Raw genomic sequence first — 25,529 nt, 5'->3', positions numbered from 1 at the left:
TTGACAGGCTAGATCAAAGCCGACTAACTGCCCGCCGGAAGGGGGCGCAGGCATGGACATCCGGCATTTGCGGTACTTCATTGCGATCTCGGAAGAGCGCTCCCTGTCGGCCGCATCGCAGCGTCTCGGCGTGGCGCAGCCTTCCCTTTCCCAGCATGTGATCAGGCTCGAGGAAGAGCTCGGGGTTCCCCTGATGGAACGATCGCCGCGGGGAATCGTGCTGACGGACGAGGGCCAGCTTCTCGTGCGCCATGCCAGGGAGATATGCCGCAATCTCGACCAGTGCATCACGGAAATGCGCGAGGCGGGCGGAGCCGTGCGGGGCCAGGTCACCTTCGGTCTGCCGCCGTCGATCTCCATGGTCATGTCCGTTCCCCTGGCGGAAACCGTCCGCATCGATCTGCCGTCCGTCCGCCTGCAGGCCATCGAGGCGATGAGCGGCTATATCCGCACATGGCTGGAGGACGGCACGGTGGAAATGGCGTTTCTCTACTACATCGACAGGAAGGACCAGTTCCGGGCGCGCCATCTCCTGGACGAGCAGCTCTGTTTCTTCGCCGCCCCTGATAACTGGCCGCTCGACACAAAGCCGGGCGTGCCGGTGCGCCTTGCCGATATCGCCGGGCTGGATCTGATCCTGCCCTCTCCCAGCCATGGCCTGACCCGGACCATTCAGCGTCACGCCACGGAAAAGGGCATCGAGCTGAACGTCGTCATCGAAATGGATGCGATGACCCAGATCAAGGAACTGGTCGCCCGCGGATCCGGATTTGCCATATTCGCGCCCGCCGCGGCGCACGATTTCGTCGCGCGCGGCGAGCTGGTGAAGTCGCCGATCATCGAACCGTCGATCTGGAGACCGGTCTATCTCGTGTCGAACCCGGCGCGCCCGATGAGCAGGGCCTGCCAGGCCGTGGAGAAGATCACCCTGACCGTGGCCCGCGATCTCGTCAGGCGCGGCATATGGGAAGGCAAGCTGACGCCCGAGCTCGAAGCGTTCGAAGGCTAGACACGAAAACTATTGGAAGGCGCGGGGCCGGGCGCGCCCGTTCATCTCGCTGAGGCGATCATGGTCAGCCCGCCGTCGACGGTGCAGGTGCGCAGTTCGTATCCGCCGGCGGCAGGGCGGGCCTCGATGACGGCTTCCACACCACAGATCAGCGGCGATACGCCCCGATAGCGAAAATTCGAGGGAAGCCGCCCCAAGAGCCGGCTTGCCATGTTCATCATCACCATCGCCTGCATCGGACCGTGCACGACGAGACCGTCATACCCTTCGACGCCGGTTGCGTAGGGATGGTCGTAGTGGATGCGGTGGCCGTTGAAGGTAAGAGCGGAGTAACGGAACAGCATCGTCGCATCGGGCGCGAAAGCCATCGCGCTTTCCACGTCCCAAGGCTCCGCCTGCTGCGGTTTCGGCTTCTCCCCCGGCTTCGGATCCTCCCGGTAAACGAGGTCCTGCCGTTCCCGGAGAACCGGGACCCCGTCCGCCAGCCATTCATGGTCGATGGTCACGAATGCAAGCGGGCCGGTCGATCCGGATTTGGAAACGACGTCACGCACCGTGCTCACCCGCTCCATCAGCGCGTCGGGAGGGATCTCCCGGGCGAAGGCGATTTCCCCGCCGGCCCACATGCGGCGCGGCAGGGGAAGCTCCGGTACGAAAATTCCCGGCCTGGGGTGGCCGTCGCGTCCGAGGTCGCCGGCGGGTGCGAGATCCGGGACGAGGCACCAGTGGAAGCCGGGTGGAACCGGGCGCTCATCGAGAAGCGCCCCGAAGGTCACGCGGAATTCGGCGAGCTGGCGCGGCGTGATCCTCTCTTCCCGGCGGCTCTTGCGCCCGATCCACGCCGATCCGCTCATGCCTTGCCTCCCAGGCAGGTCGCCAGGACGCGCGCGGAGATACCGTCGAGGCCCGCGACCGCCGCCCAGATTCCATCGCCTTCTGTGCCGATCAGGCCCCTCGCCTTTTCCCGGAGCGCCAGTTCTATCCGCTGATCGGGCAGGCGCAGGGAGAGGTCGTGGACGAGATGCAGGACCGTTCCGTCCTCAAGTTCCAGCCGGCAATCGGCCTGCATGTCGCCGATGGCATCGTCCCCGCTGACGGTGACCTTGCGGGCAAAGGCGGCAAGGCGCCCGTCACCTGCGAGCGCGTCGGCATAGGCCCGGTCGTTGGCCGTGGATATTCCCTCGAATACCATGCCCGCGAGCCAGTTATAGCTGAACTTCACTTCCAGGCCGGTGCGGGGCTGCTTGATGTCGCATACTTTCAGCCAGCGCGGGCTTGTCCTCAGGTGAAGCGACCTGACGTCCGCCGCACGAACCGGATGGCCGACGCTATCTGCCGCGCCTGCGAGCGCCTCGATCATCGCATGCGTCCCGTGACAGCAGGCGTGCAGCTTGTATTTGACGTCCTCGAAAAGAAACGTTTCCGGCGGCGGAGCGCCCCAGGCGCCGGCGCCCTCCTTGTCGGTATGGGTGGGCAGGAAGCCCTGCGGCCCGTAAATCCCGTCATCGGCGGAGGTGAAGCCAAGCGCCGCAAGGCGGGCGCATTCCACACCGTTGGAGGCCGCGATGCCGGCATTATACGGTTTGCCCATCGTTCCGAACTGGGATTTGAGGCCCGAGGCACGGGTCGCCGCCAGCCCCAGTGCAACACGCATCGCCTCGCGGTCGAGCCCGAGCAGGCGCCCTGCGGCAATGGTCGCCCCGAAGGCGCCGGCGGTGGCCGTCTGGTGAAAACCCCTGTTGTAATGCGCCGGTCCGAGCGTGAGGCCGATCCGCACCGAAGCCTCGGCACCGATCAGGAAGGCGTCCGCAACGGCGGCGGCCGATGCATTGCTCAGTTCGCCGGCAGCGAGCGCGGCCGGATAGATGCCGACGGAGGGATGTCCCACATGGGCGAAATGGGTATCGTCATAATCGAGCGCATGGCTGACGGCGCCGTTTACCAGGGCGGCGAGCCGGGCGGGATACCGTCCGCCGCCGAAGATCGCCGCCTCCTGCGCCCCGCTCTCCGCCGCGGCAAGCGCGCAAAGCGCCCCGGAAAGGGGCTCGCTCCTGCCGGCCCTTCCGCAGACGATCCAGTCGAACAGCGAGAAACGGGCCATCCGGCGGGCGCTTTCCGGGATGGCCCTTGCCGGCATGAGCGCGAGATCGAGCAGGGCCTCCATGTCCGACATCAGCGCGCCTCGCCGTAGGATTTCGGCAGGCCGAGCACCTGCTCGGCGATGTAGCACAGGATCAGGTTGGTGGAGATGGGTGCCACCTGGTAGAGGCGCGCCTCGCGGAACTTGCGCTCCACGTCGTATTCCTCGGCGAAGCCGAAACCGCCATGCGTCTGAAGGCAGGCCTCCGCCGCTTCCCAGCTCGCATCCGCCGCAAGCATCTTGGCCGTATTGGCCTCCACGCCCGGATTGAGGCCGCTGTCGTACATGGCCGCCGCCCGGTAGACGATCGCCTCCGCCGCCATCATGTGGGCATGCGCCTCGGCCAGGGGAAACTGAACGCCCTGGTTCTTGCCGATCGGCGCGCCGAAGATGACGCGCTCCTTTGCATAGGCCGCTCCTTTCGCGATGAACCATTTCGCATCGCCGATGCATTCGGCGGCGATGAGGATGCGCTCGGAATTCATGCCGGACAGGATGTAGCGGAACCCCTTGTCCTCTTCGCCGATCAGCGAGGACGCCGGAATTCGCACATTGTCGAAAAACACTTCCGTGGTCGCATGATTGATCATCGCCCGGATCGGCCGGATCGTGATCCCCTTGCCGACATGCTCGCGCAGGTCGACAAGGAAGACGGAAAGGCCGTCCGTCCTGGATTTTGCCTGGTCGCGCGGCGTGGTGCGGGCGAGCAGCACCATCAGGTCCGAATGCTCCGCCCGGGAGGTCCAGATCTTCTGGCCGTTGATGACGTATTCATCGCCCTCCCGCCGTGCCGTGGTCTTCAGGGCGAGCGTGTCGGTGCCGCTCGTGGGTTCGGTGACGCCGAATGCCTGGAGCCGGACCGAGCCATCGGCGATGGCGGGAAGCCACCTGCGCTTCTGCTCCTCGTTTCCGTGCCTCAGCACGGTGCCCATCGTATACATCTGCGCGTGGCAGGCGGCGGCATTGCAGCCGTTGCGGTGAATTTCCTCGAGAATGACGGCCGATGCCGTCAGATTGAGGCCCGAGCCGCCATATTCCTCCGGAATCATCGCCGCGAGATACCCCTCGTGGATGAGCGCGTTCACGAATTCCCTGGGATAGGCACGCCGGGCGTCGAGATCGCGCCAGTATGCACCCGGATAATCCGCGCAGACTTTGGCCACGCCTTCACGGATCGCCGCATAGTCAGCGATCGGATCGAAACTCGTCATGGGGTCCTTCCTCTTGTTTTCTCACATGGTCCCGGAAAAACATCCACGGGGGAAATAGCAAAGTCGGATCGCCGCTAGCGCCTTGCGCTATGGCCGGTTCATCGCTCCACCACGCGGGCGATCGAAGAGGCGATCCAGGCCGGGACCTCGTTGCGGTCCTGCCCCGCGTCAGGGTGCTCGGGCCGGATCGCGCGCAGGCCGTCCTCGCTGGTCCTTCCAAGGCCTGCAGGCTCGGCCAGCCACCAGACCAGGAAGGCGCCGAGCAGCCAGAACAGTATCTGCCACACCCACAGCGAAGGCAGACCGAGCGCCGCGTCTCCATCGGTGAAGATCGGCTGGCTGAAGAAGGTATTCCCGAGGATCGCGCCCGGCCCGATGGCGAGGAAGGCCCATATCAGCGTCAACGACCATTTTGCGCCGCGCCCGGCCTTGCCGCCGAAGTCCGTCGGCCAGCGCGCCGCAAATTCGTCATGCAGCCGGTCGCGCCGCGTCCTTTCCTCGCCCTTGCGGGTGAAGATGGAGACGAGCAACACCGCCGACAGGTTGAGCACGAGGCCCCAGAGCGCCGAATGGATGGTGAGCGGCCAGCGCCCCCACGGAAGATCGAGGAAAAGCCCCTCGAACAATACGAGACCGGGCGGTTCGGTGAAAAACACGAAGAGGCCGCCCAGGATCAGGCCTATGATGACGGCGCTGCGGCTGATCCAGCGCACGAAGGCAAGACCCAGAAGGGCCGGAAAGAGCTGGATGGAGAGCGGCAGGGCCAACGATGCCAGAATGGCCGACGGAAGGGGCGCGAAGGCTGCAAGGAAGGCCACCGCCAGAAAGGCGATCGCAATGGCAATGCGCCCCGCGAACCGGTTGCCGGCCTCCGTCATTCCCGGCAGCATGTAAGGCAGCACGAGTTCCCGGGTAAAGAGGAGGGCACCGCCGCCGGTGAAGGCGAGCACGGCGATTTGCGCCGACAGGACGAGAGCGAAGACGAAGCCCGCGGCAAAGGCCGTGTCGAGCGCGGCAAGCTGATGGGCATGGGCAACGGGATCGGAAAGCGTGCGCGCAGCGAGAAACGGCAGCGCCAGGACGAGGATTCCGGCGGCCAGCCCCGCCGAAAGCCAGGTCATTCCGAACGAAAGGCCCTTGCCCGCCCTTGCGGTCATCACGAGGTACAGGACAACGGGACTGGTGACCACGCCGGCAAGGGACAGGCTGCGCGACAACACGCCGAGCGCGGTGAAAAAGCCGCCGGGCACGACGTCCTTGCCTATGCCGGCCGAGTACTGGACGACGCCGGGAAGCGCGTCATGCAGGATACCCGGCGCCGTTGCGATGCCCTTTGCGAGAAATCCCGGGCTGCCCGAGACCGTCTCGCCGAAAAGCGTCACGGCCAGCAGGATCACGGCGAAAACCGCGCTTTCGATGGCGATGAGGAAGGCGACGGGTCGCCATCCACCGATCACGGCGGGCAGGAACAGGAAGAAGGCGAGCGCCCAGACGGCGACAGCACGCGATATGCCGCCGTCACTGACGCCGGCGACGATGCGCCCGGCATCCGACAGGAGGTCGGCTGCAAAGGGCAGACCGAAAAGCATGACCATGCCGAGCATGACGAGCCGCATCGTGACGCTGCCGTAATAGGTGCCAAGCGCGTCGCCGGGACTGGAAAATCCCGCGATCCTCGCCGCCAGCCACAGCCGCTTGCCGAGCAGAATGCCGACAAGCGCCGCGACAACGAGGCCGATCCCGGCGTGGGATGCCTGAAGGCCGTACCGCCCGGCCAGGTCAAGCTGCTCGGAAAATCCGGTGCCGGTGAGCATCAAGCCGCCGAGCGCGAACATGAGCGCCCAGGAGGGGATCGGCCGGCCACCGTCGAAAAAGACGGCATGCGGCAGGCCGGCCCGTGCGAAACGCGTCGCAAGATAGATACCCAAGACACCGCTGAAGGCGATCAGGCTGGCGAGCAGTGCGGTCATCGGCGGCCTCCGCGATGCGCCAGGCTCGACGCCCGGCGCGGATTGTTGTCACGGATGATATCGAACTGCTCGAAAGCGGCTCGGGGCCCAAAGCGCGTTACCATGGCGAAGATCGCGGCCGCGGCGAGAAAAGCCATTCCGCCCGCAACGGGGAGGAAATGGCGCTCCGCAAATCCGTCCACCAGCAATGTCGCCAGCACGAAGGCGAGCAATCCGGAAAGATAAAGCACCAGACCCAATGCGACCTCACCGGCATTGAACCAGCTTCGGGTGACGGCGTTGACCAAGACATGGAGCGCAAACCCCGCGATCAGCAGGACAAAGCCGCCGGCGATCCACCAGGGGCCGCCTGCGCCAAAGCCGAAATGAAACAGCCCGAGCGCGACCGACCCCGTTGAAAGCCAGCAGGCGAGCACCAGTCCGTGACGGTCGAGCCGATCCGTCTCATCCCTGCCTGACATCGAAGCCTCCCAGACAATGCTGCGTCAATGACATGAATTGCCCGCTCCTGCCCGCCGGGCAGGAGCGGTCTTCAGGGTGCCTCAGTCATCGTCCTTGCCGGTCTTCGCGCCGGGCGTCGGCGGGAAATTGCGGAAGGACATGCCGCCGGCCGAACCGAGGTTCTTCAACGGCAGGCCGATCTCCTCCATGAGACCGTCGACGAACGCGACCTGCGTGCGATACTTCATCGCCGAGTTCACGACCTGGTCGGGAATGTTGCCGCCGGAAGGCGAAGCACCGCCCGCGCCGCCCGTTTCCGAGGGGCTGTTGAGACCGGGCAGGCCGTCGACCTGGAGGATCTTGATCGATTCGATGTTTTCCATCGGCTTGACGCTTTCGCGGATGATCTGCGGCAGCGACTTGACGAGCTGCTCGTAAATCGCGCTGCGGCGGCTCTCGTCGTTGCGCATGTTTTCCGCGTCGTTGAGCTTGCGGTTGCCCTCGGCATCGGTCTCGTAGCGGATGCCGGCGGCCCGCGCTTCGGCAATGTCCGCCTCGGCACGTTGTTCGGCGGACAGCTTCTCGGCCTCCGCGCGCCTGACCATGCGCAACGCCTCGCGCTCTGCGGCAGCCTCCGCCGAGATGATCTCGATCTTCTTGTTGCGGGCGGCAAGTTCCTCGGCACGGGTCGTCTCCACCTGCTCCTCGACCAGGGTGAGCTGCTTGCGGGCCTCGGCCTCGTTGGTGCGGGCGACCGCTTCCTCGATGGCCTTGTTGACGACGGCGATCAAGCGGCGCTTGTCGGCAAGCTCGATCTCCATGTCCTGCTCGATGATGTAGCGATCGATATACTTGCCGGCGGCGACGCGCAGTTCCTCGATCTCGCGGTTGGCGACGATCTGCGCATCCTCCACCTTGCGGTGGCTCTGCGTTTCCGCAAGCTTGATCTTCTGATGCTTCAGGATCTCCTGCTGGGCGACGTCCTCGTCCTTCTTCAGGCGTTCGAGTTCGACCTGATGACGCTTGACGATGGCCGCTTTCTCCTGCTCGGCAGTGGCCTGCTCGTTGACGACCTTGACGGTCTTTTCCTTGTCGACGGACAGCAATTCGATCTCGCGCTCGGTCTCGATGCGCCTGGCTTCGACCTCACGCTGCCTGTCGAGGCGGGCCTGCTCGATCTGCGCACCGGAGCGGCTGTCGAATACCTCAATATCGAGACGCGCCTTGATCTCGGCTTCCTTGACGAGGCGCTCGCGTTCGATGCGCTCGGCGTCAACCTGCTGGCGCGTGAGAATGCGCTCCGTTTCGAGCCGCGTGCGAGAGGCGATCTCGGTCAGCTCGGTTTCCCTCTGCCGTTCGATTTCCAGCGCACGCACCTCGTTCTGGGCACGGATGCGCTCGGCCTCGACCGCCTGATCCTTGGCAATGCGGATGCGCTCGGCTTCTTCCTCGGCGCGCACGCGCGCCTGGGTGATCGAAATGGTGGAGGTAGAGCGTTCCGCCTCGATCTCGGCCTGCTGCGCGACCTTGCGCACCTCGATGGCGCGCGCCTGCTCGATGCGGGCATATTCAAGATCGCGATCGATCTCCAGCGCGCGCTGCTCGGCCTCGTAATCCTTCATCTTGATATCGATCCGAACCTCGTTCTCGATCCGGTTGCGCAGCTTTCGATGGCTCTCCACCTGCTCGGTGATCTGCGTGAGGCCTTCGGCGTCGAAGGCGTTCGCCGGATTGAAAACGGAAATATCCGTCTGGTTGAGGGAAGTGAGAGAGGCATTTTCGAGCTCGAGCCCGTTGGTCCCGAGGGTCTTGCCTGCGATATCGGCAACCCGTTCCATGAAGCCGGCGCGATCGACGTGGATTTCATCCATGGTCATCGAGGCGGCGACCGCCGCCATGGCGTCGACAAACCGTCCCTGGATGATCTCCTTGACCGCCAGCGGGTCCTGCGTGCGGACGCCGAGCGTGCGCGCCGCCGTCGAGACGCCGTCCTTCGTCGCGACGACGCGGACAAAGAATTCCGCCGCGATGTCGACCCGCATCTTGTTGCGGGTGATCAGCGACTGCTCGCCCTGCCGCCGGATTTCCACGGGTATCGCGTTCATGTTCACGACCGTGATGTCGTGGATGATCGGGATGACCAGGGCGCCGCCGCCCATGACCACCTTTTCGCCGCCAGAACCGGTGCGAACGAAGCTCTGGTCCTTCGAGGAATGCCGGTAGAGCCAGTGCAGCAGGTAGACCCCGACGGCGATCAGGATCGTGATGAGTATGATGATGGCGATTGCGTCAGCGCCGTTCATGGTCATATCCTTTCGTCAGGCTTGCGGCCTTTGGAAGTGCGGGCGGCTCAGTAGCGCTCCTGGCCGGCGACGGCCAGGACGATGAGCGACGGAGTGATGAGATTGACGAGGTCGAAGAGGGTGTAGAGCGCGATCACGCCGGAGGCCTGCCCGGTCCCGATGACCACGTCGACGAAATGCAGGATGGGATAGATGGCCCAGCCGATGGTGAAGATCAGGCGTATCCAGAAATAGCCGAAGCGTACGGGGCGGCTTGCCTTGCGCACGAGGCCGGTCATCGCGCCGAAATACATCTCGCCCAGGATGTAGAGCCAGAAGCCGATGGAGAGCAGCACGCCGAAGGTGGGGTTGAAGAAGCCGGCATCGCCCAGATAGCGCGAAAAGACCATCAGCAGGGCGGCGGCCGACATGCGCCAGAAGACGCCGACCGGCACCTTGCCGAGGGTCGTCACATAGAAATAGACCGCCGCGACCTGCAGCGGATGGACCGTGAACCAGCCCGAGAAGCGGACGCCGCCCGATGCCTTCTGTAGCGTAAGCCAGAGCGAGGCGGCACCGACGTAATGCAGCGAGGAGGCAAGGGCCGCGACACCGACCATGGCGACGGGCGCGCGCCACTTTTCGTTGACCCAGGAAAGCCCCAGGAAGCACAGGATGGCCGTGGAGAATGTCGCGACGAGCACGCCTGCATAGGCCGAGCTGACGACATCCTGCGATGTGAAGAGTGCTCCGAACATGTCCGTCCCCTTAGACTTGCGACCTGATGTGCGGCGACCGGCCGTAAAGCGCGACCATCGGCAGGATCAGGAGGCCGAAGATGAATTGCTGCCATTCGTATTTCAGGCCGATCCCGATGAGGAACGAGCTGAGGACCTGAAGCACGAGCACGCCGATGACGGTGAAGCCGTAGCCTCCATAGCCGCCCATCAGCGAGGTTCCGCCGATCACGACGGCCGCCAGCGTGGTGAAGAGATAGGGATCGCCGACCCCGATGAACCCGCCGCCCGACCAGCCCAGCAGCAAGGAGCCGGTGAGCGCGGCGAAGACGCCCGAAATCACATAGGCGAGCGTCCAGTATTTCAGTTCCGAAATGCCGACGAGCTTTGCCGAGCGACGGTTTCCGCCGAGCGCGTAGACATGGCGGCCATAGGCGGAATAGCGCAGCGCGATGATGACAACGACGGCGAGCACGATCCAGATGAGGATGGTCGGCGGGAACTTCAGGCCGAAGGTCACGCCGTTCATGGCGGCCAGATTCTGAAGCCATTTCGGGACCTGGCCGAAGACATTGCCGGAGAAGGCCGAGCCGATGGAGGTCAGGATCTGGGTCAGGCCCGCCACGGCAAAGCCTGTCCCAAGCGTCAGGATCAGCGCCTGCCCCTGCAGCCTGTAGCTGAGAAGGCCATTCAGGAGGCCGATCAACCCGCCGAGCACCAGCACGAAGCCGAAGGCCACATAGGAGGGAACGCCGAGCCCGACCAGGAACAGCAGGCCGATATTCGAGGAGCCGATGACGAAGGGAATGGACAGGTCGAGCCCGCCCATCAGCGCGACGAGCGTCTGGCCGACGCAGGCGATGCCGAGGAACGAGGCGAACAGCAGGATCGCCTTGACGTTGGTGGCGGAAAGGAACCCCTTGATGGTGAAGGACGAGATCACGACCAGCGCGGCCAGCACGATGAGGCCGATGAAGGCCGAGCGCCCGTGACCGAAACGGCCCGACACCTTGAAGGCGAAGAACAGGATGGCTTCGAGCACCAGGAAGGCGATGAGGTTGGTGACAGACCGAAACTCCGGGACGGACGCCGTGACCAGCAGATAGACGATCAGCAACAGGCCCGTGGAGATGATGAGCGCACGGTTGTCGCGCCAGACCGTGCCGGCCCCGGCAGGCTGGCGGGCGGCCTCGCCCACGGACCGGCGCGCCTCGAACATGACGACGACGTAATTGAGGACCCACAGCAGCACGGCGATGGAAACGACCGTCAGGACGATCACCTCCTGCGCCTTCATGTCCTGCGCGAAGCCGACACCGAAGCCGATTGCCGCAACGATCAGCGTGACGGCGAGATTGATCCAGACCATGAAGAAGGAGCGCGGGATCGGGATGAGCTGGTGCCGCGGATTGGCACGGTCTTCGTAGCGTTCATCGATCATTGACGCACTCCATTGAGGATGTTGGGCGCACCTTCCAGGAAGATGGCGGCAAAGAGCGAAAGGATGAGAATCCCGACGAGCAGGTAGAGGAAGACGCCCATGCGGCGCGATCCGGCCTCTGCCTTCATCATCCGCGCCGCGACCACGAAGGTGGCGAAGGCGCCGGCCGCGAGGAAGGCCGTCATCTGGATCGGCGACAGCGCCAAAGCGAGATCCGGACCAGCCGGCGGCGCGTCGAGCAGATAGCGGGTCGCAAGCCCCGCGGCATCGCGCGGTGCCGGGGCTTCGGACAGGTAGGTCGCGGATGTGGCCACCTGCAGCATGATCGCGACCACGCCCGTGCCGAGCACCACGAAAGCGCCCCAGGGCGAGATGAAGGAGATGTACCGCCCGACGACCGGTACCAGCAGCGTCAGCAGGAGCGACAGGACGAGAATGACCCCATAGCTCATCTGCGTGACGAAGGCCTGGATCGCGCCGAAGTTGAAGGTCGCGAGCACGAAGCCGATGAGATAGAGATTGAGCGCCCCGAACAGCGCGCCGATGACGCCGCCCCTGCCGCCCGAGAGGCTGACGCCGCCTAGAACCAGCGCCGTCACCGCCGTGAGCGTCATGGTCGTGCCCTGCGTCGGATCGCCGGAGGAGATCAGTGCGGTGTAGCAAAGCGCTCCAAGACCGACGAACAGGCCGGCGATGACATGGGCGCCGACGCGCACGATGTTGATCCGCACACCGCTCGTCCAGGCCGCGCGCTCGTCATATCCCACCATGCGCAGGTTGGCGTAGAAGGGCGAGAGCGTGAAGAGCAGCCAGCCGGCGGTGGCGATGACGAGGATCAGCAGCACCGGTGAGAAGATCGTCTGCCCGAGGCCCCAGCTTGCCATGAATTCGGGCGCCGTGCCGCCCGGTCGCTGCAGGATCACGAGATTGATGCCCGACAGGGCGAGGAAGCCCGACAGCGCGACGATGATCGGCTGGACCCTGACCCAGATGACGATCAGGGCAAAGAGAAGCTGGTAAAGCACGCCAAGTCCCAGCGCGACGAAGAACGTGCCGAAAGGACCGCTGATGACGCCGAGCATGGTGAGCTTGACGACCGATACGTTGATGAAGGCAAGCAGCGGGCCGACCGCCAGGTCGACCGTTCCCCGGCCCGAGACGGCCAGGGCCATCAGCGAATAGGTCGCAAGGATCAGCGGGGCGGCAACGATGATCGCGCTGCCGAAGCCGGAGAGCGAGACAAGCGAGGGATTGCGGATCGCAGCCGTGCCGAGCAGCACCGCGATCAGCAGGATCGGGACCAGGAGATAGGTGCTCGCCGATGAGGATCGTTCCGACATGCTCTTGCTGCTTCGTCAATCGCGGATGAAGGGGCCGGGCGGCTCCATGCGAGACGCCCGGCGTCGTGTTCACAGATCGATGACCCGGCGTCCGGTCGGCCGGGCCGAGGACGGGGCGACATGGGCTGGGCTGGCGCCGAGCCCGCGCCCGGAACCGCGGCGTTCCGGATCGTTCTGGACGATCTTCTTGAGGACGGGCGTGATGATGTCCTTGAACTTCGCCGGGTCTTCCGACGTCGGAAAATGCCCGCCGGAGAAGATGACGGTTTCCGAGCCCTTGACCTTCTCCGCCGTGCGCACCGTCATGTCCGGCGTGCAGGCGAAGTCGTACTCGCCGGTGAGGAAATAGATCGGCAGGCGCCCGGAGATCTTTTGCACCTGGTCGCGGAAGTCGCTGTCGACCGAGTAGAAGAACAGGTCCCCCTTGAAGATGCCGGGCCCGCCCTGGGCGTAGTACCACCAGGTCTCCCAGCGGTATTCGTCCGGGCTTTCCGGCGACATGAGGCCGAAGACGGCGGTCGCGACCGCCTCGCCGCCGTGGATGTGGGGATGGTGCAGCGGATCGATCCACCAGCCCGGCGAATAGTCGCATGCCTCCAATGCGATCAGCGCGGAGAATTCGGTTTCGTATTTCAGCGCCAGGTGCAGGCAGATGTTTCCACCCATGGACTGCCCCATGATCACCGGCTTCTTCAGGTCGAGCGCCCGGCAGAAGGCAACGATGAACTCGCCGTAGAAGCTGGTCGTCAGCTTGTACTCGTCCTCCATGAGGTAGAAATCGGAGGGCGGGATCGACTTGCCGTGCCACGGCATGTCGAACGCAATCACGCGATAGTTCGACGTGATGTCGGGATCGCAGAGCTGGTGGCGGTACTGGCGCCCGTCGGTGCCGGCCGTGTGCAGGCAGACGAGCGGGATGCCCTCGCCGGTCTCTTCATAATAGGTGCGGTACGTCTTGCCCTGGCATGTCACGTAGACATAGCGGCCGACGATGGGATCGTGCTGGTTCATCTTCACACTTCTCCGGATGTTCAAACTTGGCGCATCAGCGAGAGCATGCGCGTCAGCGCCCGCATGTTCTGCCAGAAGGGAAGCTGGTTACCGTCGATGACGAGCTGCTTGTGCAGCGGGTGGGCCATCGCCCAGATGTCATTGAACATCGGCGGCGGAATCTGCTGGGAGAACTTCGCCCAGGCGCTCGAAGGCGCTCGCAGCGCGAAATCGAAGCCGAAGTCGTTGGGCGCGAGGCCTTCCGAGATACGGGCGATCTTGCCGCCTCGCACCTCGATCAGGAATTCGGTCTCGTCGACCCCGAGCACAAAGCGGTTGTTGAAGAACCTGCCGATGACCGGCAGGATCCTGTCTTCGTTGACGCAGCGCGCCCAGCGTTCGATCCATTCGAGGTCGAAGCCTTTTCTGCTGCCGTATCTACTCATGAGATCCTCCTGTCAGTTCGGCAGATGAGTCAATGGGTTGAAAGAGGTTTGCGGGCCGGCCCGTAGACCGCCGTGAAAGACGCCTGGTCGATGGAAACCGGCAGGACCGCCGTCGCGAAGGCGGTGAAATCCGCATCCGGGGTCAGGGACAGTTTCGGCACCTTGAGGGCATAGAGGGTGAAAACGTAGCGATGCGCGCGGTCCGGAGGCCACGGCCCTCCCCAGCCTCGCCCGAAACCCGGAATGCCGAAGGTTACGAAATCCGGATTGAGCTCGAGCGATCCCGTCGGCATGGCAAGGCTTCCGCTCGCGCCCTCCGGCAGTTCGCGCACATGCGCGGGAATGTCGGCCACCAGCCAGTGAGCGAAGGACCGCGGGAAGTTGAATTCCGCCGGCAGATCGGGATCGGTGACCGCAAGGGCGAAACTCGACGTGCCCTCAGGAACGCCCTGCCAGCGAAGGGCCGGCGAGACGCGCTTTTCCTCGGTGAAGCGTTCGGGAACGACGCTGCCCTGCGGAATATCGGGAGCGACCAGCAGAAAGCCGGACTGGTTCATGGCGTCCTCCTTGCGGGGATCTGGCTGGATGCGGACGGGCCGCGGCATCGGGCGTCCGTCCTCGCTACGGCGAAGGCCGGCGCCGCCGGGGGGCAGGAATTCGAGATCCGTCTCGGCATGGTGATAGGAATGCGCCTCCTCCTCGGCGAATGCCTCGCCCGGCATGGCGGCGCTCGCGCGGCGTCCGAACATCGCATTGAGGATGACGTGGCTATCGAAGGGCGGCTCGAAATCCGAGGAAATCGCACCATTGCGGAAAACATGGACCCGCGAGCAGAGATTGAGGAATTCCTCGATCTCGGACGACAGGAACAGAACGGCGTGGCCGCGGGCCGCGAAATCGCGGAGATTGCGGTAAAGGTCGAGCTTGGCGCCGATGTCGATGCCGCGCGCCGGATCGTTCAGGACCAGCACCGAGGGCTTCTCGGCAAAGGCACGGGCGATCAGCACCTTCTGCTGGTTGCCCCCGGAAAGCGAGGTTATGAGGTTGTCCGGCGCGCCCATCTTCACGGCCAGCTTGGAGGCTTCCCACTCGAAGACGGGTTTCAGCTTGGTGCGGTTTATGAGGTTCAGCCAGCCGCCCGTCCGATAGGCCTTGTAGACCGGCAGCATCATGTTCTCGAAGATGCCGAGATTGGCGAAGATGCCTTCCTTCTTGCGGTCGCCCGAAACATAGGAAATTCCGTTTTCGCGGGCAGAGGCGGTATCGGTCACCGCTTCGGCGACCTGATCCCTGATAATCGCGATGCGTCCGGAGACGAGGGACTGGACGCCCGCGGCGGCGCGCACGAAATCTGCCTGGCCCTGGCCGTCAAGGCCGGTTATCCCGACGACTTCGCCGGGGTAGAGCGTGAAATCGAAGGGGGCGCCATCCGCCCAGACGCGCACGTCCTGCATGCGCAGCAGCGGCTTGTCGGAGAGGCGGGATGCCGAGGCCCGGCTGCCCTGCGCACTTTCCCGCTCGGGACCGGCGATGAGGGCGAGAATGCGCTCTTCGGTGATCTCGTCCTTCTCCAGCGTCCCTACCGTCCTGCCGTCGCGCAGCACGGTCGCCCGGTCCGCGATACGCACCAGTTCCGCGATGCGATGGGTGACGATCAGGATCGCAGCCCCGCGCTTTTTCATCTCGCGCATCTTCCGGAACAGCCGCTCGGTGGATTCGAAATCGAGCGCGGCCGAGGATTCATCGAGAATGAGCACCTCCGGTTCGGTCAAAAGCGCCCGCCCGATGGTGATCCACTGCTTGATCGAGAGCGGCAGCTCTCCGGCCGGCGTGGACAGATTGACGTCGAAGCCGACGAGTTCGCTCATCAGCGCCGATGCACGGCGCACCTTTTCCTCGTGATTCAGCGAACCGCCGAGCAGGCCGTCCGCGCCGAGATAGAGATTGTCCAGCATGGAGCATTCGTCGGCGACGAGAACCTCCTGGAAGACGTTGGAGATGCCGAGTTCCCGCGCCTCGTGCGGGCTGGTGGCAGCCTTGCCGAGGATCGAGACCTGACCGGAATCGGGGATGAGAACGCCGGAAATCACCTTTGCCAGCGTGCTCTTGCCGGAGCCGTTGCCGCCGATGATCGCATGGACCTCGCCTTCGAAGGCGCGCAGCGACACACCGCCGAGGGCCACGGTCGGCCCGAAGGTCTTGCGGACATCGCTGATCTCGACCGAAACGGCGGACATTGCGTTTTCCCGTGCGGGGCGTGGAAGGAAAGAAGGACCGAGGGCTGCCGCGCCGTTTTCACGCGGCAGCCCGTTTCGCAGACGCGGCGGTCACTGCTTGGGATGCGATTTCGGATCGTATTTCTCGGGATCGGCGGGATGCAGGAAGAACTGATCCAGATAGGCTGCGCTCGCCCATTTCTCGATGCCGGGATGATACCAGCCGTCGGAGTCCTCGCTGCAATCCTCGGGGATGGAGGCAAGCATCTCTTCCTTGTTCATGGTGACAGGCTTGGCCAGGATCGACTGTATCTTCGGACCCTGCCCCTGCAGCGTGCGCATCATGATGTTCCACGCCATCTCGAAATCGTCGCCGGGCGGCCATGCGTGGATGGCGCCGGAGACATAATCGGGATTGTGGCGCCAGTAGCAGAGCGCGCCCATCTCCGAACCGATGGTGATCGGCACCATGTCGCGACCCGACTGCTGGAGCGCGCGAAGCGCGCCGAGCTCGGATGCCGACTGGATGATGATGCCGCTCAGATCGCCCGGATTGGTGGCCATCCACTTCTGGATTTCCGCCTGCGCAACCTGATCGGTCCACATGCCCGCGATCTGGCCCGCAACGGTGACGTCGGGGTTCCTGGACAGGGCCGCCTGGATGCCGACGTTCTGGCTGTCGGACGCGGACGTGCCGGGAATGCCCTCGACCACGAGCACATTGCCCTTGCCGCCCACCTCCTTCGCCATCCATTCCCCGAGCATGTTGCCGCCGACCACGAAGTTCGCGGAGGAATTGACCGAATAGGGGCTCGTCAGATACCCGGTCGCGGAGAAGACCGGCACGCCCTTGGAATGGGCATATTCCACCGTCTGGTTCAGAGCCGTCGGGTTCGAGCAGCAGACGATGACTGCGTCCACGCCCTGGTCCACGAGCTGGCGCATCTGCTGGATCTGGGTGGAATCGTTGAGGTTGGACTGCGTGACGATCACGTCCGAAATGAGCCCCAGCTCCTTCCATTTCGGGATGATGGTGTTCTGCAGGCGGTCCATCACGCCGGCGCGCCATGTGTTGCCGGCATAGGAAGAGGCATAGCCGATCTTCCACGGCGGCGGGTTCTTCGCCACGAAATCGCGATAGGCGCTGTCGCCGATCGGCTGGTTGGGGTCCAGCATGTCCTTGTTGTAGAGTTCCTTCTGGATAGTCTCCGGCAATTCGTCGACGCCGGCAAATGCATGTCCGGCAATCGCCAGCGACGCGGCAAGCGCCATCGTCCGCAGCATCGCTGCGTTATAACAAGCCATGTTTTCCTCCCTCAGTTATTCAAACTGCCTGGAACTCCCCCTCCTCCGGGGTTGCCAGAAAGTGTCGATTAAAGCGCGGGCTCTGGAAAATAGGTTTTTCGTATATGGGCTATATGCTGGCGTTCTATGCAGCGACGGCGACGCTGGCCGCTGGCGCGAACCGTCGTCGCCATCGGGACTTTGCCTGATTGATTGCAGGGGCCTAAGATCGCGCAGCAGGAGGTCCTTCAGGCCGTAGGCCCAGCCGTGGATGGTAAGCGACAGCCCGCCCAGGCCCGATTGCAGGATCGGCGTGCGCGACAGCTGTCGACCTGGGCGGCGATTGCGGCGCCGTCTCCGCGCTCACTGCAACAGCGGACCGTCGGCGCCCGTCACGTCGATGCCGGTGATCGTGGCGTGCGCGGCGAGGACGGCGATGAACTGCGACACGGCCTTCGACCAGGCGGAGGCTTCGAGCCAGCCGGCGATGCGCCGGCGGACGAGGTCGAAGGGCAATTGCTCGCCATCGATCCGGCGTTCGAGGCGGATGATATGGAAGCCGAACCGGCTTTCGACCGGGGCGAGCGTGATCTCGCCTTCCTTCATGCGCTGTAGCGCCCGTTCGAATTCGGCGACCGTGCTGCCGCGCGTGAGCTGTCCGAGATTGCCGCCGGTCGCGGCGGACGGGCAGGCCGAGTGGGTGCGGGCCATGGTCGCGAACTCACCCGGGTGCCCGACGATGACGGCGGCGAGCCGCTCCGCTTCGAGGCGACGGGAAGCGCGTGTGCCCTCGTTGGCCGGATCGGCGGTTATCAGGATATGGCTCGCCTCGAAGATCGGCGCGCTACGGAACTTTTCGCGATTGTTGTCGTAGAAACGGCGGCATTCCTCCTCGCTCGCCGAGGGGGCGGAAACCTCGCGCTCGATCAGGAGACGAATGGCGGCGTCCTCGTCGGTTTCCTGGCGCCCGTCCCCGCCGGCCCGCTGGGCGGCGAGGATGTCGAGCTCGCGGGCCTTCTGCAGGAGCAACTGGCGGACCACCAGTGCCCTGGCCGCCGCGGCGAGCGCGGCACCAGGATTCTCGGCCGGGTGGTTCTGCGCCTCGGCGAGAATGTCGCTTTCGGCGATGGCGATCCCATTGACGGAGACGGCGCCGAGCACGGGGCGCGCCTTCGGCGGCACATGGGTGTCGGGCTCGAGATAACCGGAATAGCTCTCCGCCGGGCCACCACCTTCGGCGGCCCGTCCGTTCCGGGTCTTGTCGAAAAGCGTGACCATGGCCTACTCCGCCGCAATCCGGCTGCCGACCGTCCGCCGGCTGCGCTGGCGCACGACCTGATAGCCCGGACGCCAGATGTAACGCACCGGCGCGCTCAGCATGTGCACGAGCCGCGTGAACGGGAAGAGGAGGAGGATGGTCAGGCCGAGGAACAGGTGCAGCTTGAACACCGCGGCCGCGTCGGCGACGTAGGAAGCCGCCTCGGGGTTGAAGGTGAAGATGCCCTGCGCCCAGTTCATGAACTTCACCATCTCGTGGCCGTCGAGATGGGAGAGCGAGGCGGGGATCGTCGACAGGCCGAGGAAGAGCTGCATCCACAACAGGATGATGATCAGCGTGTCCGTGGCGCTCGAGGTGGCGCGCACGCGCGCGTCGAACAGGCGGCGGTGCACGAGGAGCGTCGCGCCGACGATCGCCATGAGGCCGGCGAGCCCGCCGGCGATGACGGCGAGCAACTGCTTGGCGCCATGGCTGACGCCGAGCGCCTCGAACACCCGGATCGGCGTCAGGAGCCCGACCAGATGGCCGCCGAAGATGACGAGAACGCCGACATGGAAGAGCACCGAGCCCCAAATGAGCTGCTTGCGGCGCAGGAGCTGGCTCGAGCCGGAACGCCAGGTATAGGGCTCGCGATCGTAGCGGATGATCGAGCCGAGGATCAGGACGGCCAGCGCCACATAGGGATAGATTCCGAACACGAGCGAATTGAGATAGCCAGACATGTTCCGCCTCCTAGACCGGCATGGTGTTTGCGGGCTCGTTCGGCTTGCGCGCCGCCGCCCTCATCTGCGTGCGCAGCCTGTCGGGACCACAGCCGCTCTCGCCGGCATTGCCGCCGAAGGTCACGGCCTCGTCCTGCCAGACGCGGTCGAGCGCCACCAGGTCGTCGGGATCGTCCTCGGCGCTTTCCAGGAGCGCGTTCACGCGCTTCTCGTCCACCTTTGCCTTCGACAGCAGCCGCAGCGCGGCGAAGGCGCAGGCATAGACCGACTCGCGCTTGCCCAGCCGCTCGCCGATCGCCGCCGTGATGTGCCCGGTCTGGGACAGGAGGTCGTCGACCTCCTCCGCCGTGCGCGTCGAGAGGAATTCGAGGAAGAGCGGCAGGTAGTCCGGCAGCTCCTTGCTGTCGATGATGAAGCCGCTTTGCTCGTACATGCCCATCAGGTCGACCATGGCCTGGCCGCGGTCGCGGCTTTCGCCGTGCACATGCTCGAACAGGTGCAGCGACAGCGAACGGCTGCGGTCGAACAGATGGACGTAGCGTTCCTGGGCCTCGTAGAGGTCCTGGCCGGCGAGATCGTCGATCAGGCGGACGATCTGCCGCCTGACGTCGGAGCCGATCGCATCGTCCGCCTGAAGCGCCGCCTTCAGTTCGCCGGTGCCGCCGATGAGCTCCTCGCTCGGATAGCTGAGCAGAAGCGACAGGATCTTGAGGGCCTTGTGCATCACACGATCTCCTTGAAGATGTCGGTCGGGGTCTGGACGACCTTGCGGCGCCTGGCGCCGAAGAGGTCGCCTTCCGACGTGCCGCCCGAGCAGCCGTTGCCGAAGGAAAAGCCGCAGGAACCGCGCACGTCATAGGCGTCCTCGCTCACCTCGCGGTGCGTGGTCGGAATGACGAAGCGATCCTCGTAATTGGCGATCGCCATGACGTGGTACATGTCCTCGATCGCCTGGCCGCTCATGCCGACCCTGGCGGCGATCGACTGGTCGATCACGCCGTCGATCGTCCTGGCGCGCATGTAGGCGCGCATGGCGAGCATGCGTTCGAGGGCGGAGACGACCGGAGCCTCCTTGCCGGCGGTCAGCAGGTTGGCGAGGTAGCGGACCGGAACGCGCAGCGAGCGGACATCCGGCAGCGGACCGTCCATGCCGAGCTTGCCGGCCTGGGCCGCCGACTGCAACGGCGACAGCGGCGGGATGTACCAGACCATCGGCAGGGTGCGGTATTCCGGATGGAGCGGAAAGGCGATCTTCCAGTCCATCGCCATCCTGTAGACCGGCGAGCGTTTGGCGGCCTCCAGCCAGGCGTCCGGAACGCCATCCTTGCGGGCCTTCGCGATCACGGCCGGGTCGTTCGGGTCGAGGAAGATCTTCAGCTGCTCCTCGTAGAGGTCCTGCTCGTCCGCCGTGGAGGCGGCATGGGAGATCCGGTCGGCGTCATAGAGGACGACACCGAGATAGCGGATGCGGCCGACGCAGGTTTCCGAGCAGACGGTCGGTTGACCGGCCTCGATGCGCGGATAGCAGAAGATACACTTTTCCGATTTCCCGGAATTCCAGTTGTAGTAGATCTTCTTGTACGGGCAACCGGAGACGCACATGCGCCAGCCGCGACACTTTTCCTGGTCGATCAGCACAATGCCGTCGTCCTCGCGCTTGTAGATCGCGCCGGAGGGGCAGGCCGCTACGCAGGTCGGGTTGAGGCAGTGCTCGCACAGCCTCGGCAGGTACATCATGAAGGTGTTTTCGAACTGGCCGTAGATCTCCTTCTGCACGCCCTCGAAATTGTAGTCCTTCGAACGCTTCTCGAATTCACCGCCGAGGATTTCCTCCCAGTTCGGCCCCCATTCGATCTTCTCCATCCGTTCGCCCGTGATCATCGAGCGCGGGCGGGCGGTCGGCATGGCACGGCTTTCGCCCGCCGTCTGCAGGTGGCCGTAGTCGAAGTCGAAGGGTTCGTAGTAGTCGTCGATCTCCGGCAGGTCCGGATTGGCGAAGATCTTGGCGAGGATGCGCCATTTCGCACCCATCTTCGGCTCGATCTTGCCGTTCGGCTTGCGGACCCAGCCGCCGTTCCATTTCTTCTGGTTCTCCCATTCCTTGGGAAAGCCGACGCCGGGCTTGGTCTCGACATTGTTGAACCAGGCGTATTCGACGCCCTCGCGGTTGGTCCAGACGTTCTTGCAGGTGACGGAACAGGTATGGCACCCGATGCACTTGTCGAGATTGAGGACCATGCCGATTTGTGCACGGATTTTCATTCTGCCGCCTCCTTGTTGTGCGGGGCGCCTTCGGCGGGCGGCCCCTCCAGCCAGTCCACCGTGTCGAGCTTTCGCACGACGACGAACTCGTCGCGGTTGGAGCCGACCGTGCCGTAGTAGTTGAAGCCATAGGCCTGCTGGGCGTAGCCGCCGATCATGTGCGTCGGCTTCGTGATGATGCGCGTCACGGAATTATGGATGCCGCCGCGCTGGCCGGTGGTCGGCGAACCGGGCGTGTTCACGATCTTCTCCTGGGCATGGTACATGTAGATCGTGCCGTCCTTCATGCGCTGCGAGACGACGACGCGGGCGACGATGGCGCCGTTGGCGTTGTAGACCTCGACCCAGTCGTTGTCGGCGATGCCGGCACGCCTGGCGTCCGGCTCGGAGATCCACACGACCGGGCCACCGCGATTGAGCGTCAGCATCATGAGGTTGTCGCTGTAGGTCGAATGGATGCCCCATTTCTGGTGCGGCGTGATGAAGTTCAGCACCAGGTGCGGCTTGCCGTCGCTGCGCGCCCTGATCGCCGGGTTGACCGTCTTGGTATCGATCGGCGGCCGGTAGACGCAGAAGCCCTCGCCGAAGGCGCGCATCCACAGGTGGTCCTGATAGAGCTGCTGGCGGCCGGTGAGCGTCCGCCACGGGATCAGCTCGTGGACGTTGGTATAGCCGGCATTGTAGCAGACCTTCTCCGATTCCAGGCCCGACCAGGTGGGCGAGGAGATGATCTTGCGCGGCTGGGCGACCACGTCGCGAAAGCGGATCTTCTCGTCCTCCTTGGGAAGGGCGAGATGGGTGTGGTCGCGGCCGGTATATTTCGACAGCGCCTCCCAGGCCTTCACCGCGACCTCGCCGTTGGTCTCCGGCGCGAGCGACAGGATGACCTCGGTCGCGTCGATGTCGCTTTCGATCCGCGGGCGGCCCTTGGTGACGCCTTCCTCCTGCACCACGCCGTTCAGCCGGGCGAGCAGGTCGACCTCGTGCTGGGTGTTCCAGGAAATGCCCTTGCCGCCGTTGCCGAGCGTGTCGAGCAGGGAGCCGACCGAGGTGAACTTCCTGTAGAGGTTCGGATAGTCGCGCTCGACGACGGCGATGGTCGGCATGGTCTTGCCGGGAATCGCGTCGACCTCGCCTTTCTTCCAGTCCCTGACGTCGAACGGCTGGGCAAGCTCGCCGGCCGTGTCGTGCAGCGTCGGCACCAGCACGACATCCTTTTCGACGCCGAGGATTTCCGGGGCGATCTCGGAGAACTTGCGGGCGATGCCCTTGAAGATTTCCCAGTCGCTCCGCGCGTCCCAGGCCGGGTCCGCGGCGCTCGACAGCGGGTGGATGAAGGGGTGCATGTCGGAGGTATTGAGGTCGTTCTTCTCATACCAGGTCGCCGTCGGCAGCACGATGTCGGAATAGACGCAGGTCGTCGACATGCGGAAGTCGAGGGTGACGAGAAGGTCGAGCTTTCCCTGCGGCGCCTCGTCGTGCCAGACCGCCTCCTTCGCCGCCTGCCGGCCCTCCTCGCCGAGGTCCTTGCCGAGCACGCCGTGCTTGGTGCCGAGCAGATGCTTCAGGAAATATTCATGGCCCTTGCCGGAGGAACCGAGCAGGTTCGAGCGCCAGACGAAGAGGTTGCGCGGCCAGTTCGACGGATCGTCCGGGTCCTCGCAGGACATCGACAGCGTGCCGGCCTTCAACTGCTCGACGACGTAGTCCCTGGCGTCCTTGCCGCAGGCCGCGGCGGCGTTCGAGACCGCGAGCGGATTGGTCTTGAGCTGCGGCGCGGAGGGCAGCCAGCCCATGCGCTCGGCGCGGATGTTGTAGTCGATCAGCGCCGCGTCCCACGGCCCTTCCGGCGCCGTCGGCGACAGGATCTCGCTGACCTTCAGCGTCTCGTAACGCCACTGGTCGGTGTGGGCGTAGAAGAAGGAGGTCGAGTTCATGTGGCGGGGCGGACGGCTCCAGTCGAGCGCGAAGGCGAGCGCCGTCCAGCCGGTCTGCGGCCGGAGCTTTTCCTGGCCGACATAGTGACTCCAGCCGCCGCCGGACTGGCCGACGCAGCCGCACATCACCAGCATGTTGATGATGCCGCGGTAGTTCATGTCCATGTGGTACCAGTGGTTCAGGCCGGCGCCGAGGATGACCATCGAGCGGCCTCCGGTCTTTTCGGCGTTGCTGGCGAACTCACGCGCGACCGCGACGATCTGGTCGCGCGGGACGCCGGTGATGCGCTCGGCCCAGGCAGGCGTATAGGGAAGGTTCTCCTCATAGGATTTCGCCGAATTCGGATCGCCGAGGCCGCGGTCGATCCCGTAATTGGCGACGAAGAGGTCGAAGACGGTCGCAACCAGCGTATCGCCGCCGGCGAGCTTGATCTTGCGGGCCGGGACCTTGCGCACCAGCACGCTGTCGTGCTCAGTGCCCTCGAAGTAGTCGTGCTCGCGGTTGCCGAAATAGGGAAAGCCGACATCGGCGATCGTGTCGTGCTCGTCATCGAGGATGAAGCTCATGGCGAGCTCGACGTCGTTGCCCTTGCCGTCCTTGGCCTCGAGGTTCCACTTGCCCTGTTCGCCCCAGCGATAGCCGATGGAGCCGCTCGGCGAGACGAACTGGCCGGTGTCGGCGTCGATCGCCACGGTCTTCCATTCCGGGTTGTTCGTCTCGTCGAGGCCACCGACGAAGTCGGAGGCGCGGACGAAGCGGTCGGGGACGAGATAGCCATCCTTTCGGGCAAGCTTCACCAGCATCGGCATGTCGGTGTAGCGACGACAGTAGTCCTCGAAATACTCGGCCTGGCGATCGATGTGGAACTCGCGCAGGATGACGTGGCCGAGCGCCATGGCGAGCGCCGCGTCCGTCCCCTGCTTCGGATGCAGCCAGAGGTCGGAGAATTTCGCCGCTTCCGAATAGTCCGGCGAGACGACGACGGATTTCGCCCCCTTGTAGCGCACCTCGGTGTAGAAATGGGCGTCGGGTGTGCGGGTCTGCGGCACGTTCGAGCCCCAGAGGATGAGGAAGCCGGAATTGTACCAGTCGGCCGATTCCGGCACATCGGTCTGCTCGCCCCAGGTCATCGGCGAGGCGGGCGGCAGGTCGCAGTACCAGTCGTAGAACGACATGCAGACGCCGCCGAGCAGCGACAGGTAGCGCGAGCCCGCCGCGTAGGAGACCATCGACATGGCCGGGATCGGCGAAAAGCCGATGACGCGGTCCGGCCCCCAGGTCTTCACCGTATAGGCGTTCGCCGCGGCGATGATCTCGTTGACCTCCTCCCAGGTGGCGCGCACGAAGCCGCCGAGACCGCGCATCCTGACATATTCGGCGCGCTTCTCGGGGTTCTCCTGGATCGCCGCCCAGGCGCCGATCGGCGTCTTGACCGCCCGCTCCCTGCGCCACAGCTTCAGGAGGCGCGAGCGGACCAGCGGATACTTCACGCGGTTGGCCGAATACATGTACCAGCTGTAGCTCGCGCCGCGCGAGCAACCGCGCGGCTCGTGATTGGGCAGGTCCGGCCGCGTGCGCGGATAATCGGTCTGCTGGGTCTCCCAGGTGACGATCCCGCCCTTGACGTAGATCTTCCACGAGCAGGAACCCGTGCAATTGGCGCCGTGGGTGGAGCGCACGATCTTGTCGTGCTGCCAGCGCTTGCGATAGGCGTCCTCCCAGTCGCGGCTTTCCGTCGTCGTGACGCCGTGACCGTCGGAAAACGTGCCGGCATCCTTGCGCGCGAGGAAGTTCAGGCGGTCGAGCAGGTGGCTCATAACG

At 64.7% G+C, this 25,529-nt stretch carries 19 protein-coding genes and 1 pseudogene; 1 reads left to right on the top strand and 19 read right to left on the bottom strand.

The features are described 5' to 3' along the window. The first annotated feature begins 52 nt into the window (after positions 1-52). A complete protein-coding gene (locus L0976_RS07515) occupies positions 53-1,009 on the top strand; it encodes a LysR family transcriptional regulator (RefSeq protein ID WP_234186774.1) in 957 nt (318 codons plus the stop codon). A 41-nt stretch (positions 1,010-1,050) separates the two neighbouring features. Here L0976_RS07515 and L0976_RS07510 read toward each other — a convergent pair whose 3' ends face one another. The 19 genes and pseudogenes from L0976_RS07510 to L0976_RS07425 all read right to left on the bottom strand — a co-directional run bounded on the left by L0976_RS07510 (position 1,051) and on the right by L0976_RS07425 (position 25,525). Then, the gene (locus tag L0976_RS07510; protein WP_234186773.1) at positions 1,051-1,863 is read right to left on the bottom strand and encodes a MaoC family dehydratase N-terminal domain-containing protein; all 813 of its coding nucleotides are present in this window, start codon (positions 1,861-1,863) and stop codon (positions 1,051-1,053) included. Then, the gene (locus L0976_RS07505) at positions 1,860-3,182 is read right to left on the bottom strand and encodes an MmgE/PrpD family protein (protein ID WP_234186772.1); all 1,323 of its coding nucleotides are present in this window, start codon (positions 3,180-3,182) and stop codon (positions 1,860-1,862) included. The genes L0976_RS07510 and L0976_RS07505 overlap by 4 nt, the downstream gene beginning before the upstream one ends. Continuing rightward, on the bottom strand, positions 3,182-4,360 hold the full coding sequence (locus tag L0976_RS07500) for an acyl-CoA dehydrogenase family protein (RefSeq protein ID WP_234186771.1): 1,179 nt from the start codon (positions 4,358-4,360) through the stop codon (positions 3,182-3,184). Before L0976_RS07500 ends, L0976_RS07505 begins: the two co-directional genes overlap by 1 nt. A gap of 98 nt (positions 4,361-4,458) precedes the next feature. Beyond that, positions 4,459-6,330: a hypothetical protein gene (locus L0976_RS07495; protein ID WP_234186770.1), complete on the bottom strand. Its 1,872-nt coding sequence runs from the start codon at positions 6,328-6,330 to the stop codon at positions 4,459-4,461. Next, on the bottom strand, positions 6,327-6,791 hold the full coding sequence (locus L0976_RS07490) for a hypothetical protein (protein ID WP_234186769.1): 465 nt from the start codon (positions 6,789-6,791) through the stop codon (positions 6,327-6,329). Before L0976_RS07490 ends, L0976_RS07495 begins: the two co-directional genes overlap by 4 nt. Positions 6,792-6,872: 81 nt before the next feature. Next, positions 6,873-9,074 carry a flotillin family protein gene (locus L0976_RS07485; RefSeq protein ID WP_234186768.1) on the bottom strand — a complete coding sequence of 734 codons (2,202 nt, stop codon included), beginning with the start codon at positions 9,072-9,074 and terminating at the stop codon, positions 6,873-6,875. Positions 9,075-9,121: 47 nt separating this feature from the next. After that, entirely contained in the window at positions 9,122-9,811 is a 690-nt protein-coding gene (locus L0976_RS07480) for a bacteriorhodopsin-like (RefSeq protein WP_234186767.1), read from the bottom strand. A gap of 10 nt (positions 9,812-9,821) precedes the next feature. After that, positions 9,822-11,231 (bottom strand): ABC transporter permease, encoded by a 1,410-nt coding sequence (locus L0976_RS07475; RefSeq protein ID WP_234186766.1) that lies wholly within the window; start codon positions 11,229-11,231, stop codon positions 9,822-9,824. After that, complete coding sequence (locus L0976_RS07470) at positions 11,228-12,571, bottom strand: ABC transporter permease (protein ID WP_234186765.1); 1,344 nt, start codon at positions 12,569-12,571, stop codon at positions 11,228-11,230. The genes L0976_RS07475 and L0976_RS07470 overlap by 4 nt, the downstream gene beginning before the upstream one ends. Before the next feature lie 69 nt (positions 12,572-12,640). Beyond that, on the bottom strand, positions 12,641-13,582 hold the full coding sequence (locus tag L0976_RS07465) for an alpha/beta fold hydrolase (protein ID WP_234186764.1): 942 nt from the start codon (positions 13,580-13,582) through the stop codon (positions 12,641-12,643). 20 nt (positions 13,583-13,602) lie between these two features. Further along, a complete protein-coding gene (locus L0976_RS07460; protein ID WP_203317013.1) occupies positions 13,603-14,007 on the bottom strand; it encodes a hypothetical protein in 405 nt (134 codons plus the stop codon). A 29-nt stretch (positions 14,008-14,036) separates the two neighbouring features. Continuing rightward, positions 14,037-16,244, bottom strand: coding sequence for a YbhB/YbcL family Raf kinase inhibitor-like protein (locus L0976_RS07455; RefSeq protein ID WP_234186763.1), 2,208 nt, complete (start codon positions 16,242-16,244; stop codon positions 14,037-14,039). Between the two features lie 90 nt (positions 16,245-16,334). Further along, positions 16,335-17,528 carry an ABC transporter substrate-binding protein gene (locus L0976_RS07450; RefSeq protein ID WP_234186762.1) on the bottom strand — a complete coding sequence of 398 codons (1,194 nt, stop codon included), beginning with the start codon at positions 17,526-17,528 and terminating at the stop codon, positions 16,335-16,337. A gap of 204 nt (positions 17,529-17,732) precedes the next feature. Then, a pseudogene (locus tag L0976_RS28745) lies at positions 17,733-17,831 on the bottom strand (carbonic anhydrase); the annotation flags it as partial. 39 nt (positions 17,832-17,870) lie between these two features. Continuing rightward, positions 17,871-18,785 carry a peptidylprolyl isomerase gene (locus tag L0976_RS07445; RefSeq protein WP_234186761.1) on the bottom strand — a complete coding sequence of 305 codons (915 nt, stop codon included), beginning with the start codon at positions 18,783-18,785 and terminating at the stop codon, positions 17,871-17,873. A 3-nt stretch (positions 18,786-18,788) separates the two neighbouring features. Beyond that, positions 18,789-19,508, bottom strand: coding sequence for a respiratory nitrate reductase subunit gamma (narI, locus tag L0976_RS07440; protein ID WP_203317010.1), 720 nt, complete (start codon positions 19,506-19,508; stop codon positions 18,789-18,791). Between the two features lie 10 nt (positions 19,509-19,518). Further along, entirely contained in the window at positions 19,519-20,232 is a 714-nt protein-coding gene (gene narJ, locus L0976_RS07435) for a nitrate reductase molybdenum cofactor assembly chaperone (RefSeq protein ID WP_234186760.1), read from the bottom strand. Continuing rightward, positions 20,232-21,770 carry a nitrate reductase subunit beta gene (gene narH, locus L0976_RS07430; protein ID WP_234186759.1) on the bottom strand — a complete coding sequence of 513 codons (1,539 nt, stop codon included), beginning with the start codon at positions 21,768-21,770 and terminating at the stop codon, positions 20,232-20,234. The genes narJ and narH overlap by 1 nt, the downstream gene beginning before the upstream one ends. Further along, positions 21,767-25,525 (bottom strand): nitrate reductase subunit alpha, encoded by a 3,759-nt coding sequence (locus tag L0976_RS07425; protein WP_234186758.1) that lies wholly within the window; start codon positions 25,523-25,525, stop codon positions 21,767-21,769. Before L0976_RS07425 ends, narH begins: the two co-directional genes overlap by 4 nt. Between the last annotated feature and the right edge of the window lie 4 nt (positions 25,526-25,529).

The organism is Shinella sp. NM-101, from assembly GCF_021401195.1.
Taxonomy (GTDB): domain Bacteria; phylum Pseudomonadota; class Alphaproteobacteria; order Rhizobiales; family Rhizobiaceae; genus Shinella.
The sequence above is the reverse complement of the archived record's forward strand: the minus strand, read 5'-3'. Positions and strand labels throughout refer to the sequence as shown.